This is a genomic window from Pseudomonas sp. HMSC063H08 (genome assembly GCF_001813645.1).
In the GTDB taxonomy this organism is placed as follows: domain Bacteria; phylum Pseudomonadota; class Gammaproteobacteria; order Pseudomonadales; family Pseudomonadaceae; genus Pseudomonas; species Pseudomonas aeruginosa.
Genome location: NZ_KV813429.1, coordinates 360,255 through 374,869, shown reverse-complemented (window position 1 = coordinate 374,869; position 14,615 = coordinate 360,255). Strand labels below are relative to the sequence as shown.

The following is a 14,615-nucleotide window of genomic DNA, read 5'->3' as shown; positions in this document are numbered from 1 at the left end:
ATTAAAACCAAGGGATTACACTATGGTTCGGCTTCGTACACTGGTTCGGGCAATCGCGGCGGCCTCGGTCCTGACTTCCGGCATGGCGCATGGATTGGGACTGGGGGAAATCACCCTGAAGTCGGCGTTGAACCAACCGTTGGATGCCGAGATCGAGCTGCTCGAAGTTCGTGACCTGGGTTCGGGCGAGGTGATCCCGAGCCTGGCGTCGCCGGAAGAGTTCAGCAAGGCGGGCGTCGATCGCCTGTACTACCTCACCGACCTGAAGTTCACGCCGGTGGTGAAGCCCAACGGCAAGAGCGTCATTCGCGTGACCTCGTCGAAGCCGGTGCAGGAGCCCTACCTGAACTTCCTGGTCCAGGTGCTCTGGCCGAATGGCCGCCTGCTGCGCGAGTACACCGTCCTGCTGGATCCGCCGCTGTACTCCCCGCAGGCCGCGGCAAGCGCTCCGCAAGCGCCGGTCAGCGCGCCGCGCGCGACCGGCGCCCCGCGAGCCCCGCAGGCGCCGGCTCCGGTGCGTACCACCGCGCCGGCAGGCAGCGACACCTATCGCACCGTTTCCAACGACACGCTCTGGGAGATCGCCCAGCGCAACCGTACCGATCGCGTTTCCGTACCCCAGGCGATGCTTGCGTTCCAGGAACTGAATCCGGGCGCCTTCGTCGATGGCAACATCAACCGGCTGAAGAGCGGCCAGGTCCTGCGCATTCCCACCGAACAGCAGATGCTGGAGCGCTCGCCGCGCGAGGCGCTGTCCCAGGTGCAGGCGCAGAACCAGAGCTGGCGCGGCAGCCGCAATCCGGCCGCGGGCAGCGCTGGCGCCAGGCAGTTGGATGCGACCCAGCGCAATGCCGCCGGGTCGGCGCCATCCAAGGTCGACGCCACGGACAACCTGCGCCTGGTGTCTGGCGAGGGCAAGGCCAGCAAGGGTGCCGACAAGGGCGGGAAGGGCGACAGCAAGGCGATCGCCGATACCCTGGCGGTGACCAAGGAAAGCCTCGATAGCACTCGCCGCGAGAACGAAGAACTGCAGAGCCGCATGCAGGATCTGCAGAGCCAGCTGGACAAGCTGCAGAAGTTGATCCAGTTGAAGGACGCCCAGTTGGCCAAGCTGCAAGGGCAGTTGGGCGCCGAAGGCCAGGGCGCAGCCCAGCCGAACGCAGCCCTGCCGGATGCGTCCCAGCCCAATGCAGCAGCGCAGGCGCCGGCTCAGCCCGGGACTCCCGCTGCGGCAGCGCCGACTCCTGCTCCGGCCGGAGAAGCACCCGCCGCTCCGGCGCAGCCTCCGGTGGCGCCGCCGCCCGCGCCAGCTGCCGAGAAGCCTCCGGCACCTGCCGTTCCGGCGCCCGCTCCGGTTCAGGCGGCAGAGCAGCCGGCACCGAGCTTCCTCGACGAACTGCTGGCCAACCCGCTGTGGTTGGCGGTGATCGGCGGTAGCGCACTGCTGGCGTTGCTGGTGCTGCTGATGATCCTGTCGCGGCGCAATGCGCAGAAAGAGAAGGAAGAAGCCCAGGCTTTCGCCGCGGATGCCGGCGAGGAACAGGAGGATGCGCTGGACCTGGGAAAGGACGGCTTCGACGACCTGACCCTCGACGAGCCTGAACCGCAGGTCGCAGCCGTCGCGCCGCAGGTCGAGAAGACCACTGCGCAGACTTCCGATGCGCTGGGCGAGGCCGACATCTATATCGCCTACGGGCGTTTCAACCAGGCCGCCGAACTGTTGCAGAACGCCATCTACGACGAGCCGCAGCGCACCGACCTGCGCCTCAAGCTGATGGAAGTCTATGCCGAGATGGGCGATCGCGAAGGTTTCGCTCGCCAGGAAAACGAGCTGCGCGAAATCGGCGGCGCACAGCCGCAGGTCGAGCAGCTCAAGTCGCGCTACCCGGCAATGGTCGCGGTCGCCGCGGTTGCCGGCCTGGCCGGCGCCAAGCTGGCGCAGGACGAGCTGGATAGCTTCAGCCTCGACGACCTGTCGCTCGACGACAGCGGTCACGCGGCCAAGCCGGATGCGGCAGGACAGGATCTCGACGACGCCTTCGACCTGAGCCTGGACGACCTGGGCGGCGGCGATCTTGGCAGCGACGACGTGCAGGCCGATCTCAAGTCCGACAGCGGGGCGCTGGACGACCTGACCCTGGACAGCGATCTGGACCTGGCGGCCTCGACCGCGGCGGACAAGCCTGTCGACGATCTCGACTTCGGCCTGGATTTCGCGGAGTTGGCAGAGACTCCGAGCCAACCCAAGCATGACGACCTGGGCGATTTCTCCCTGGATCTCGATGCGCCGGAAGACAAGCTTTCGGACGACGACTTCCTGCTTTCGCTGAACGACGAGGTGCCCGCCGCGGCGCCCGCCGACAACGAATTCACCCTCGATACCGAGGCTGCCGAAGAGCCGGCGTTGTCCCTGCCGGACGACTTCGACCTGTCGCTGGCCGACGAGCCGACGGAGCCGGCCGCTCCGGAGAAGGGCGAGGACAGTTTCGCCGCCCAGTTGGACGAGGTGAGTGCGCAGTTGGACGAGTTGGCCAGCAACCTTGACGAGCCGAAGAGCGCGGCGCCGAGTTTCTCCGCCGAGGATGCAGCGGTCGCCTCCGCCCTGGACGGAGACGCCGACGATGACTTCGACTTCCTCTCCGGTGCCGACGAAGCGGCGACCAAGCTGGATCTGGCTCGCGCCTACATCGACATGGGCGATAGCGAAGGCGCGCGCGATATCCTCGACGAAGTCCTGGCCGAAGGTAACGACAGCCAGCAGGCGGAAGCCCGCGAGTTGCTGGAGCGCCTGGCCTGATCCGGAAATGAAGCGACCCTCATGAACGATGTTGTTCCGCCAGCGGCAGCCGAATCGGCTGCCGCTGGCGTTTCCAGAATCGCCCTCGGCATCGAGTACAAGGGCTCCCGCTATCGTGGCTGGCAGCGCCAGGAAGCCGGCGTGCCTTCCGTGCAGGAAGCGCTGGAGCGCGCCTTGTCGAAGGTTGCCGCCGAGCCGGTCGGGGTGATCTGCGCCGGCCGTACCGACGCTGCCGTTCATGCCAGCGGCCAGGTGGTGCATTTCGACACCGCGGTGGAGCGCCCGTTGAAAGCATGGGTGATGGGCACCAACGCCAACCTGCCCGCGGATATCAGTGTGACCTGGGCGAGAGTGATGCCGGCGCATTTCCACGCGCGCTTCTCGGCCATGGCCCGGCGCTATCGCTACGCCATCTACAACGATCCGATCCGCCCGGCGCACCTGGCCGAGGAGGTCACCTGGAACCATCGGCCGCTGGATATCGGGCGGATGCGCGAGGCGGCCCAGGTACTGGTCGGCACCCATGACTTCACCTCGTTTCGGGCGGTGCAGTGCCAGGCCAAGTCGCCGGTCAAGACCATGCATCACGTGCGCTTGCTGGAGCATGGTCGGTTGATCGTGCTGGACATCCGCGGTAACGCTTTCCTTCACCATATGGTGCGCAACATCGCTGGCGTCCTGATGACCATCGGTGCCGGCGAGCGGCCGATCGAATGGGCGAAGGAGGTGCTCGAGGCGCGCGACCGGCGCGCCGGTGGGGTCACCGCGCACCCCTACGGACTCTATCTGGTGCGGGTGGAGTACCCCGGGGAGTTCGAGTTGCCCGAGCGCTACCTGGGGCCGCATTTCCTTTCCGGATTGCCCGATATCGTCGGCTGACGTCGAATCGGGCTTTTGCTACCATCGAGAATTCCCGCCGGACCGGCCGTCCGGCGGTTCGTCGCTCACTCGCCGAGGATTCTCCGTCGTTGCCAGCCGTTCGCATCAAGATCTGCGGTATCACCCGAGTCGAGGACGCCCTGGCCGCCGCCGCGGCGGGCGCCGATGCCATCGGCCTGGTGTTCTATGCGAAGAGCCCGCGGGCGGTGGATATCCATCGGGCGCGGGAAATCGTTCGTGCCCTGCCGCCGTTCGTGACCAGCGTCGGCCTGTTCGTCAACGCCAGCCGCTGCGAACTGGGCGAGATTCTCGATGCGGTGCCGCTGGACCTACTGCAATTCCATGGCGACGAGCGCGCCGAGGACTGCGAGGGACATCGGCGACCCTACCTGAAAGCCCTGCGGATGAAGCCCGGCGACGACATCGTCGGGCGCGCGGCGGCATATCCGGGAGCTGCCGGGATTCTCCTGGATACCTATGTGGAAGGCGTGCCCGGCGGCACGGGGGCGGCGTTCGACTGGTCGCTGGTGCCGGCCGACCTGGGCAAACCCCTGGTGCTGGCCGGCGGTCTGACGCCGGATAACGTCGGCAGGGCAGTCGAGCAGGTCAAGCCCTACGCGGTGGACGTCAGTGGTGGCGTCGAGGCGAGCAAGGGAATCAAGGATGCGGCGAGGGTCCGCGCGTTCGTGGACGCGGTGCGTTCGCGGCGCCGCGACGAGACATGATGTGACGACGGGCGGCCCGCCGCCGTCCACTAGCGTGTCGCCGTTTCCGCGACAACGCCCGGCCGCCGATAGGGAGGCCAGATATTTCGCGATAGCCGCTCGCCGGGTATCGCCCAGGTGACCGCGCAGGCGGGGGATGGGACAGGCCGCGAAACGTTTCGTAGCCGTGGGGCCCACCGCTGCCGGCGGTCACGAAGATGAATTTGCTCAGGGACGCCGTCACCGGATCGGTGCGGCCATCCCGACCTTGCACTGGAGAACAAAGAGCATGAGCAACTGGCTGGTAGACAAGCTGATCCCTTCCATCATGCGTTCCGAGTCCCAGAAGAGTTCGGTACCGGAAGGCCTGTGGCACAAATGCCCGTCCTGCGAAGCCGTGCTGTACCGTCCGGAGCTGGAAAAGACCCTGGATGTCTGCCCGAAGTGCGACCACCACATGCGCATCAACGCGCGTACCCGCCTGGACATCTTCCTCGATGAGGACGGTCGCGAGGAGCTGGGTGCCGACCTCGAGCCGGTGGACCGCCTGAAATTCCGCGACAGCAAGAAGTACAAGGATCGCCTCGCCGCGGCACAGAAGGACACCGGCGAGAAGGACGCGCTGATCGCCATGAGCGGCAAGCTGCAGGGTATGCCGGTGGTCGCCTGCGCCTTCGAGTTCTCCTTCATGGGCGGTTCGATGGGCGCCATCGTCGGCGAGCGCTTCGTTCGCGCGGCCAACGTCGCCCTGGAGAAGCGCTGCCCGCTGATCTGCTTCTCCGCCTCCGGCGGCGCGCGCATGCAGGAAGCGCTGATCTCGCTGATGCAGATGGCCAAGACTTCGGCGGTCCTGGCGCGCCTGCGCGAAGAAGGCATCCCGTTCGTCTCGGTATTGACCGACCCGGTCTACGGCGGCGTTTCCGCCAGCCTGGCGATGCTCGGCGACGTGATCGTCGGCGAACCCAAGGCGCTGATCGGCTTCGCCGGTCCCCGCGTGATCGAGCAGACCGTCCGCGAGAAGCTGCCGGAAGGCTTCCAGCGTAGCGAGTTCCTCCTCGAGCATGGCGCCATCGACATGATCGTGCATCGTGCCGAGTTGCGGCCGCGCCTGGCCAATCTGCTGTCGGCCTTCACTCATTCGCCGAGCCCCGTATCCGCATGACCCAGCGTTCCCTGGCCGATTGGCTGAGCTATCTCGAACAACTCCATCCGACGGCCATCGACATGGGCCTGGAGCGTTCCCGCGAGGTAGCGCGCCGGCTCGGCCTGGGAAGGCCGGCGAAACGCGTGGTCACCGTTACCGGGACCAACGGCAAGGGCTCTACCTGCGCCCTGCTCGCCGAGCTGCTGCGTGAGCAGGGGTTGTCGGTCGGGGTCTACAGCTCGCCGCACCTGCTGCGCTACAACGAGCGGGTGCGGATCGACGGCATCGAGGCCGGCGATGCGCAACTGTGCGACGCCTTCTCCGCGGTGGAGGCCGCACGCGGCGAGATTTCCCTGACCTATTTCGAAATGGGCACGCTGGCCGCCTTCTGGCTGTTCGAGCGCGCCGGGCTGGACTTCGCGGTGCTGGAAGTCGGCCTTGGCGGGCGCCTGGATGCGGTCAACCTGATCGACGCCGACCTGGCGCTGATCACCAGCATCGGCCTGGACCATGCCGAGTGGCTGGGCGATACCCGCGAAAGCGTGGCTTTCGAGAAAGCCGGTATCCTGCGCGCCGGCAAACCGGCCCTGTGCGGCGATCTCGATCCCCCGCAGCCATTGCTGGAGCAGGTGGCTGCGCTGGGGGCACCGCTTTACCTGCGCGGTCGCGACTACGACCTGGCGCTCGCCGATCATGGCTGGCACTGGCGCGGGCTGGCCGCGGACGGCCAGGCGCTGGCGCTGCACGATCTGCCGTTGCTCGAGTTGCCCATGGAAAACGCCGCGCTGGCCCTGCAGGCCTACGCGTTGCTCGAGTTGCCCTGGCAGGCGGAGCGCCTGGCCGAGGCGCTGCGGCGGACCCGGGTGACCGGTCGCCTCGATCGCCGCGACCTGTCCTGGAACGGCCAGTCACGCCAGCTCCTGCTGGACGTCGGGCACAATCCCCAGGCCGCCCAGTACCTGGCGCAACGCCTGCGTGCCGCAGCGCCACGAGGACGCTACCTGGCGGTCTTCGGCCTGCTGGCGGACAAGGACCTGGATGGCGTACTGGAACCCTTGACCGGCTTGGTGCAGGATTGGGCCGTTGCACCGTTGCCGACCCCGCGTTCGCGGCCGGCCGCGGAGCTGGAGGCGGCGCTGATCCTGCGCCAGGTTCCGGCGAGCAGCCATGCGGATATCGCCGCTGCCCTGGACGCGCAGTGCGCCAAGGCTGCCGCGGATGATGTCATTCTGCTGTTCGGATCGTTCTATAGCGTGGCCGAAGGCCTGGAGTGGCTGGCCCGTAGAACGGATAAGGGGGAGTAAACCATGGCCTTGCTGGAAAGAGGGCTGAAGCAGCGCATCGTCGGGGCGTTGGTGCTGATCGCCCTGGCGGTGATCTTCCTGCCGATGCTGTTCACCCGCGAAGACGAGTCGCGCCAGGTCGTGGTGGAAGCGCCGCCGCGCCCGCAAGCGCCGGCCATGCCCAGTGTCGAGGTGCAGCCGACCGAGGTGCCGGAACTGCAGCCCGGCGAAGAAGACATCGCTCCCGAGATCGTCGAGGAAGGCTCCCCGGCCGCCGCCGGCCAGCCCAGCCAGCCGATCGGCGGCCTGCCGGCGACCCCGCCGCCTGCCCAGACCCAGGCGCCGGCCGCCAGCCCGCCGCCAAGCCAGCCGCAACCGCCCGCTGCGCCGCCGAGCCCGCCGCCCGCGGAGAAGCGCCTGGACGCCAACAACCTGCCGCAGAGCTGGTCGGTACAGCTTGCCAGCCTGTCCAACCGGGCGCGCGCCGAGGAACTGCAGAAGACCCTGCGCTCCCAGGGCTACAACGCCTACATCCGCAGCTTCGACGGGATGAACCGGGTCTTCGTCGGGCCGGTGATCCAGCGCGCCGAGGCGGATCGCCTGCGCGACCAGTTGAGCAAGCAGCAGAAGCTCAACGGCTTCGTCGTGCGCTTCCAGCCGGAACGCGGTTGACCGCGACCCGCGGCTTACCGTCGCGGGCGCGCTCTGCTAAAATGCAGCGCCTTTTCTGCTTGTGGGCTGCATAGTGGCATTTACCTGGGTCGATTGGACGATGGTCGCCATCATCGTCGTTTCCAGCCTGATCAGTCTGAGTCGCGGCTTCGTCAAGGAAGCCTTGTCCCTGCTTACCTGGATAGTCGCCGGCGCGGTGGCCTGGATGTTCGGCGGGGCGCTGGCGCAGCACCTGGGCGAATACATCCAGACCCCCTCGGCCCGCATCATCGCAGCCTGCGCGCTGCTGTTCATCGCGACCCTGCTGCTCGGGGCGCTGGTCAACTACCTCATCGGCGAACTGATCCGGGTCACCGGCCTGTCCGGCACCGACCGCTTCCTCGGCATGGTCTTCGGCGGTGCGCGCGGCGTACTGCTGGTCGTGCTGCTGGTCGGCCTGCTCAGCCTGGCCCCGGTACAGCAGGACCCTTGGTGGCAGCAGTCGGTGCTGATGCCGCATTTCCTGATGGTTGCCGACTGGTCGAAGAACTTCATTCTCGGTTTCGCCGGCCAGTGGTTGCCGGCCGCGCCGATAACGCCGCCGAGCGGCATCGGCGGGCTGCTTCCCAGCCAGTGATTTTGGCGGGACACTGGCCGAGGCCGGGTCCCGCGGTTTTCCAGGGCGGCGCGTCGATGGCGCGGCGCCGGCGGCACAGGACGTGCCGCGAGCCAGTCGGCGGCGAAGGTCGCCGATTCGCGGGAGCCAGCGGCCCACGAGGCCCTGGTCAGCTCGATGGTCCGGGACGGACCGATCGCGCTTCCCATCTTTCCAGCTTGAGCCAAGTAGGGGTTGCGTCACATGTGTGGCATCGTCGGTATCGTGGGCAAGTCGAACGTCAATCAGGCGCTGTATGACGCGCTCACCGTCCTCCAACATCGCGGCCAGGACGCTGCCGGTATCGTCACCTGCCATGACGATAAGCTGTACCTGCGCAAGGACAACGGCCTGGTCCGCGACGTCTTCCAGCAGCGCCACATGCAGCGCCTGATCGGCAGCGTCGGCATCGGCCATGTGCGTTACCCGACCGCCGGCAGCTCCAGCTCGGCGGAAGCGCAGCCGTTCTACGTCAACTCGCCCTACGGCATCACCCTGGCGCACAACGGCAACCTGACCAATGTAGAGCAGTTGGCCAAGGAAATCTACGAATCCGACCTGCGCCACGTGAACACCAACTCCGATTCGGAAGTGCTGCTCAACGTGTTCGCCCACGAGCTGGCGGTGCGCAACAAGCTGCAGCCCACCGAGGAGGACATCTTCGCCGCGGTTTCCTGCGTGCACGACCGTTGCGTCGGCGGCTACGCGGTGGTGGCGATGATCACCGGCCACGGCATCGTCGGTTTCCGCGACCCCAATGCGATCCGTCCGATCGTCTTCGGCCAGCGGCATACCGAGAATGGCGTCGAATACATGATCGCCTCCGAGAGCGTGGCCCTGGACGTACTCGGCTTCACCCTGATCCGCGACCTGGCGCCGGGCGAGGCGGTATACATCACCGAGGAAGGCAAGCTCTACACCCGCCAGTGCGCCAAGGCGCCGAAATACGCGCCGTGCATCTTCGAGCACGTCTACCTGGCGCGTCCGGATTCGATCATGGACGGCATCTCGGTGTACAAGGCGCGCCTGCGCATGGGCGAGAAGCTTGCCGACAAGATCCTCCGCGAGCGTCCCGACCACGACATCGACGTGGTCATCCCGATCCCGGACACCAGCCGCACCGCGGCGCTGGAACTGGCCAACCGGCTCGGCGTGAAGTTCCGCGAGGGCTTCGTCAAGAACCGCTACATCGGCCGCACCTTCATCATGCCCGGCCAGGCGGCGCGGAAGAAATCCGTGCGGCAGAAGCTCAACGCCATCGAGCTGGAGTTCCGCGGCAAGAACGTGATGCTGGTGGATGACTCCATCGTCCGCGGCACCACCTGCAAGCAGATCATCCAGATGGCCCGCGAGGCCGGGGCGAAGAACGTCTACTTCTGCTCCGCCGCGCCGGCCGTGCGCTACCCCAACGTCTACGGCATCGACATGCCGAGTGCGCACGAGCTGATCGCGCACAATCGCAGCACCGAGGACGTCAGCAAGCTGATCGGCGCCGACTGGCTGGTCTACCAGGACCTGCCCGACCTGATCGATGCGGTCGGCGGCGGCAAGATCAAGATCGATCACTTCGACTGCGCCGTGTTCGACGGCGAGTACGTGACCGGCGACGTCAACGAGGCCTACCTGAACCGGATCGAACAGGCGCGCAACGATGCGACCAAGGCCAAGAGCCAGGCGGTCAGCGCGATCATCGATCTGTACAACGACTGACAAAGGGGAGAGCGGCATGACTCAGGACTGGGATGCCGGGCGTCTCGACAGCGACCTGGAAGGCGCGGCCTTCGACACCCTGGCGGTTCGCGCCGGGCAACGGCGGACGCCGGAGGGCGAGCACGGCGAGGCGCTGTTCACCACCTCCAGCTACGTCTTCCGCACCGCCGCCGACGCGGCCGCGCGGTTCGCCGGCGAAGTGCCGGGCAACGTCTATTCGCGCTACACCAACCCCACGGTACGCACCTTCGAGGAGCGCATCGCCGCCCTCGAAGGAGCCGAGCAGGCGGTGGCCACGGCGTCGGGCATGTCGGCGATCCTCGCCCTGGTGATGAGCCTGTGCAGCTCCGGCGACCACGTGCTGGTCTCGCGCAGCGTGTTCGGCTCGACCATCAGCCTGTTCGACAAGTACTTCAAGCGCTTCGGCATCCAGGTCGACTATCCGCCGTTGAGCGATCTCGCGGCCTGGGAGGCGGCGTGCAAGCCGAATACCAAGCTGTTCTTCGTCGAGTCGCCATCCAACCCGCTGGCCGAGCTGGTGGATATCGCCGCGCTGGCCGAGATCGCCCACGCCAAGGGCGCACTGCTGGCGGTGGACAACTGCTTCTGCACGCCGGCCCTGCAACAGCCGTTGAAGCTCGGTGCGGACGTGGTGATCCACTCCGCGACCAAGTACATCGACGGCCAGGGCCGGGGCATGGGCGGGGTGGTCGCCGGTCGCGGCGAGCAGATGAAGGAAGTGGTCGGATTCCTCCGCACCGCCGGGCCGACCCTCAGCCCATTCAACGCCTGGCTGTTCCTCAAGGGCCTGGAAACCCTGCGTATCCGCATGCAGGCGCACAGCGCCAGTGCCCTGGCCCTGGCCGAATGGCTGGAGCGCCAGCCGGGCATCGAGCGGGTCTACTACGCGGGCCTGCAGAGCCATCCTCAGCATGAGTTGGCCCGGCGCCAGCAGAGCGGCTTCGGCGCGGTCGTCAGCTTCGACGTGAAGGGCGGGCGCGATGCCGCCTGGCGCTTCATCGACGCCACCCGGATGGTCTCGATCACCACCAACCTGGGCGACACCAAGACCACCATCGCCCACCCGGCGACCACCTCCCACGGTCGGCTGTCCCCCGAGGACCGCGCGCGCGCCGGGATCGGCGACAGCCTGATCCGGGTCGCGGTCGGCCTGGAGGATCTCGACGACCTCAAGGCCGACATGGCCCGGGGGCTGGCCGCGCTGTGATCGAACCCAATCTGCGAGGCAACGGCAAGGTCGCCCTGGTCACCGGGGCGGCCCGGGGCATTGGCCTGGGCATCAGTGCCTGGCTGATCGCCGAGGGCTGGCAGGTAGTGCTTGCCGACAACGACCGTGAACGCGGTGCCAGGGTGGCCGAGGCGCTGGGCGAGCACGCCTGGTTCGTGGCCATGGACGTGGCCCAGGAGGGCCAGGTGGCGATGAGCGTGGCCGAGGTGCTCGGTCAGTTCGGCCGCCTCGACGGCCTGGTCTGCAACGCCGCCATCGCCAATCCGCGCAATACGCCGCTGGAGGCGCTGAGCCTCGGCGAGTGGACCCGCACCCTGGCGGTCAACCTGACCGGTCCGATGCTGCTGGCCAAGTACTGCACGCCTTATCTACGCGCGCACAACGGCGCCATCGTCAACATCGCCTCGACTCGTGCCCACCAGTCGGAGCCTGACTCCGAGGCCTACGCCGCGAGCAAGGGCGGGTTGCTGGCGCTGACCCATGCCCTGGCCGCCAGCCTGGGCCCGGAGATCCGTGTCAATGCGCTCAGCCCCGGCTGGATCGATACCCGCGAGGCCGCCGAGCGCGAGGCTGCACCGCTGACCGAGCTGGACCACGACCAACACCTGGTCGGCCGGGTCGGAACGGTGGAGGATGTCGCGTCGCTGGTGGCCTGGCTGCTCTCCGAGGACGCCGGTTTCGTCACCGGCCAGGAATTCCTGGTCGATGGCGGCATGACCCGGAAAATGATCTACCTCGACTGAGTGTTGCCATGTCGATGTGAAAAAGGCGCTGACCCGCAAGGGGCCGCGCCTTTTTTGTTGTCCTCCGCTGTCTCGCAGGAGAGCCTGAGGAACGTTACTCCGCTTTCAGGTCGCGCAGGTCGACGGTCTGACCGTCGAACAATTGTCCGGCGCTGCTCGGCAAGATGCTCCCACGGCCTTCTGGGCTGCGACGGCCGTCGAGCACGCGGATGTCGCTGTACTTCTTCCCGGAAATCGCCGCCAGGCCTGCGCCGTCGAGCACTACGGTCGGGCGCAGGAAGACCATCAGGTTGCGCTTGGTGTGAGTGTCCTTGGTCGAGCGGAATAGCTTGCCCAGCCAGGGAATGTCGCCGAGCAGCGGTACCTTGGACTCTGCCTGCACCACGTCGTCCTGGATCAGGCCGCCGAGCACGATGACCTGGCCGTTCTCGGCGAGGATGGTGCTCTTGATCGAGCGCTTGTTGGTGATGATGTCGGTGTTGCTGACCTGCTGCACGCTGGGGGCGATGGAGGAGATTTCTTGCTCGATCTCCAGGCGCAGGGCCGCGCCGTCGTTGATGTGCGGGGTGACCTTGAGGTTGACGCCGATGTCCTTGCGTTCGACCGTGGTGAAAGGATTGCTCGAACCTTCGCTGTTGGTAGTGTAGGAGCCGGTATTGAAGGGGACGTTCTGACCGACCAGTATTTCCGCTTTCTGGTTGTCCAGGGTCAGCAGGCTCGGGGTCGACAGCAGGTTGCTCTTGCTGTTCGCCGACAGCGCGGTGACCAGCGCGCCGAAGCTGCTGCTGCCGATACCGACGATGGCGCCGTCGGGAAGCGCCGGCGGCTTGTCGTCCTTGAGCGCTTGCAGCAGGGTGCCGATGGACAGCCCGGTATTGCCGAAGTTGGTCCTGGTCCCGCCCATGCCGCCCTTGTTGATCGCCCATTGCACGCCGACGGCATCCTGGATGTCGCCGGAGATTTCGACGATGGCCGCTTCCACCAATACCTGGGCGCGCGGCACGTCGAGCTGGCGAACGATGTCCTCGAGGGCGTTGACCGTATCCGGGTCGGCCAGCAGGATCAGCGCATTGGTGCTTTCGTCGGCACGGATCAGGATGTTGCTCGGTCGGCCGCCGCCGGTCTGTTCGCCGCCCTGGCCGCCGTTGTTCTTCATGCCTTCGGAGATCTGGCCGAGGGTTTCCGCGAGGGTCTTGGCGTCGTTATGGCGCAGGCGGATCACCCGGGTGTTGGCCGAGCGCGCGGTCGGGGTGTCCAGCGACTGCGCCAGTTGCACCAGCTTGGCGCGCGCCTGCGGCGGGCCGAGGATGATCAGGCGGTTGGTGCGCGCGTCGGCGATCACCTGGGCGCCCGCCGCGCCCTTGGCCTGGCCGCGGCTCATGGCGTTGTTGAGCACCTCGGCGGCGTCCATCACCCAGCCGTAGCGCAGGTTGATCACGCTGTAGTCGTGGCTGCCCTTCTGGTCGAGTTGGCGGATCACGTCTTCGATTCGCGCGATATTGGCGCTGCGGTCGCTGATGATCAGCGCGTTGGCCGAAGGCACCGCGGCGAGGTGGCCATATTGCGGGACCAGCGGACGGATCAGCGGGATGAGTTCCGATACCGGGCTCTGCTGCACCTGGATCACCCGCGTCTCCAGGCGATCCGGCGCGCTCTGGCCGCCGCCGGCCTCGGTCTTGGCCTCGGCGTTGGGCACGATGCGCGCCTGGTCGCCCTGGGTGACCACGGTGAAGCCGTGGGTGCTCATCACCGAGAGGAACAACTGGTAGACCTCGCTCAACGAGAGCTGGGCCTTGGAGACCACGCTGACCTGGCCCTTGACCCGCGGGTCGACGACGAAGGTCTCGCCGGTGATTTCGGAAATCTGGTCGATGAATTCGCGGATGTCGGCATCCTTGAGGTTGATCGTCCAGTGCGCCTCCTGCTGGTTGCCGGCCGGGACGAAGGCGTTCCCGCCGCTGTTTTCGGCGTGCGCCGCCTGGATGCCGAGGGCCAGGCTGAGAAGGACGGCGGGAACGTACGAACGACTGGAAGGGGCAAACAGGGCGCGGAGCAAAGGCTGGGACATCGGGTCAGTCGCTTTCCGTAGGCGTGGTCGTGGGCTCGCTCGAGTCTTCTTCGGCGGGTTCTGCGATGGGCGTGGCTTCCATCTGCTGGCGCAAGGCGTCCAGGCGCTCGCGCAATGCTGCAGCGTTCTCATCCTGCAGGCTTTGCAGTTGTTCGATCGAGTCGTTCTCGCTTGTAATGTCGTCCGCGCTGGCCAGCAGTCCCCCGGAACGGTGCGGGAAGGGCAGGCTTTCCAGGCGCCCGCCGCGCTGCAGTTCGACGCGGTCGCGGTAGACCGCGTGCAGCTTCACGCCGTCGCTGATCTCGCCGCCGACCGCGTAGCGGTGCGGCTTGTCGCCCTGGCGCTGGATGATCGCGCTGGACAGCTTGGGATCGCTCTGGACGAAGCTGCCCTTGAGCACCAGGTCGAGGTTGGTGGCCGGTGGCGGGGCGTTGGGGTCCTGGGCGCTGGTGCCGAAGAGGCGCGCCAGGCGGGTCGGATCGCTGCGGATCGACTCGTGGCTGACCGGCGAGGCGGCGACGGCTACCGGGCTGCGTTGCAGGCGCAACCAGCCGGCCGCCTGCCAGGCGAGGCTGATGCTCATGGCGATGATCAGGGCAACAGCCAGAAGGGCCGGGGCGTACCGCTGCAGCCAGCGGGAAGAGGCGCCGGAGAAAGGCAATACATCACTCCTGGTCTTTATCGTTATGTCTGAAGATCGCCGAGGGATCATAGCAGTTCGTTGCCGGTAGG

The 14,615-nt window shown here is 67.0% G+C and carries 12 protein-coding genes; 10 read left to right on the top strand and 2 right to left on the bottom strand.

The genetic code is table 11. The features are described from left to right. Positions 1-22: 22 nt before the first annotated feature. The 10 genes from fimV (at position 23) to HMPREF2924_RS13720 (ending at position 11,815) form a co-directional block, all read left to right on the top strand. On the top strand, positions 23-2,797 hold the full coding sequence (gene fimV / locus HMPREF2924_RS13765; RefSeq protein WP_003130552.1) for a motility hub landmark protein FimV: 2,775 nt from the start codon (positions 23-25) through the stop codon (positions 2,795-2,797). A gap of 21 nt (positions 2,798-2,818) precedes the next feature. After that, entirely contained in the window at positions 2,819-3,676 is an 858-nt protein-coding gene (gene truA / locus HMPREF2924_RS13760) for a tRNA pseudouridine(38-40) synthase TruA (protein WP_003091390.1), read from the top strand. Positions 3,677-3,765: 89 nt separating this feature from the next. Continuing rightward, positions 3,766-4,401 (top strand): phosphoribosylanthranilate isomerase, encoded by a 636-nt coding sequence (locus HMPREF2924_RS13755; protein ID WP_003091389.1) that lies wholly within the window; start codon positions 3,766-3,768, stop codon positions 4,399-4,401. A 268-nt stretch (positions 4,402-4,669) separates the two neighbouring features. Then, complete coding sequence (gene accD / locus HMPREF2924_RS13750; protein ID WP_003104199.1) at positions 4,670-5,542, top strand: acetyl-CoA carboxylase, carboxyltransferase subunit beta; 873 nt, start codon at positions 4,670-4,672, stop codon at positions 5,540-5,542. Next, entirely contained in the window at positions 5,539-6,828 is a 1,290-nt protein-coding gene (folC, locus tag HMPREF2924_RS13745; RefSeq protein ID WP_003130562.1) for a bifunctional tetrahydrofolate synthase/dihydrofolate synthase, read from the top strand. The genes accD and folC overlap by 4 nt, the downstream gene beginning before the upstream one ends. Before the next feature lie 3 nt (positions 6,829-6,831). Next, positions 6,832-7,479, top strand: coding sequence for an SPOR domain-containing protein (locus HMPREF2924_RS13740; RefSeq protein WP_011666600.1), 648 nt, complete (start codon positions 6,832-6,834; stop codon positions 7,477-7,479). A 73-nt stretch (positions 7,480-7,552) separates the two neighbouring features. Continuing rightward, positions 7,553-8,095 carry a CvpA family protein gene (locus HMPREF2924_RS13735; RefSeq protein WP_003113932.1) on the top strand — a complete coding sequence of 181 codons (543 nt, stop codon included), beginning with the start codon at positions 7,553-7,555 and terminating at the stop codon, positions 8,093-8,095. 222 nt (positions 8,096-8,317) lie between these two features. Beyond that, positions 8,318-9,823: an amidophosphoribosyltransferase gene (gene purF / locus HMPREF2924_RS13730; protein WP_003091383.1), complete on the top strand. Its 1,506-nt coding sequence runs from the start codon at positions 8,318-8,320 to the stop codon at positions 9,821-9,823. A 16-nt stretch (positions 9,824-9,839) separates the two neighbouring features. Then, positions 9,840-11,051, top strand: coding sequence for an O-succinylhomoserine sulfhydrylase (locus tag HMPREF2924_RS13725; RefSeq protein WP_003110062.1), 1,212 nt, complete (start codon positions 9,840-9,842; stop codon positions 11,049-11,051). After that, on the top strand, positions 11,048-11,815 hold the full coding sequence (locus tag HMPREF2924_RS13720) for an SDR family oxidoreductase (protein WP_003130406.1): 768 nt from the start codon (positions 11,048-11,050) through the stop codon (positions 11,813-11,815). The genes HMPREF2924_RS13725 and HMPREF2924_RS13720 overlap by 4 nt, the downstream gene beginning before the upstream one ends. Positions 11,816-11,909: 94 nt before the next feature. On the opposite strand, the gene xcpQ is transcribed toward HMPREF2924_RS13720, so the two are convergent. Then, positions 11,910-13,883 (bottom strand): GspD family T2SS secretin variant XcpQ, encoded by a 1,974-nt coding sequence (gene xcpQ, locus HMPREF2924_RS13715; protein ID WP_003130407.1) that lies wholly within the window; start codon positions 13,881-13,883, stop codon positions 11,910-11,912. A gap of 4 nt (positions 13,884-13,887) precedes the next feature. Beyond that, entirely contained in the window at positions 13,888-14,595 is a 708-nt protein-coding gene (xcpP, locus tag HMPREF2924_RS13710) for a type II secretion system protein N (protein ID WP_003119750.1), read from the bottom strand. Between the last annotated feature and the right edge of the window lie 20 nt (positions 14,596-14,615).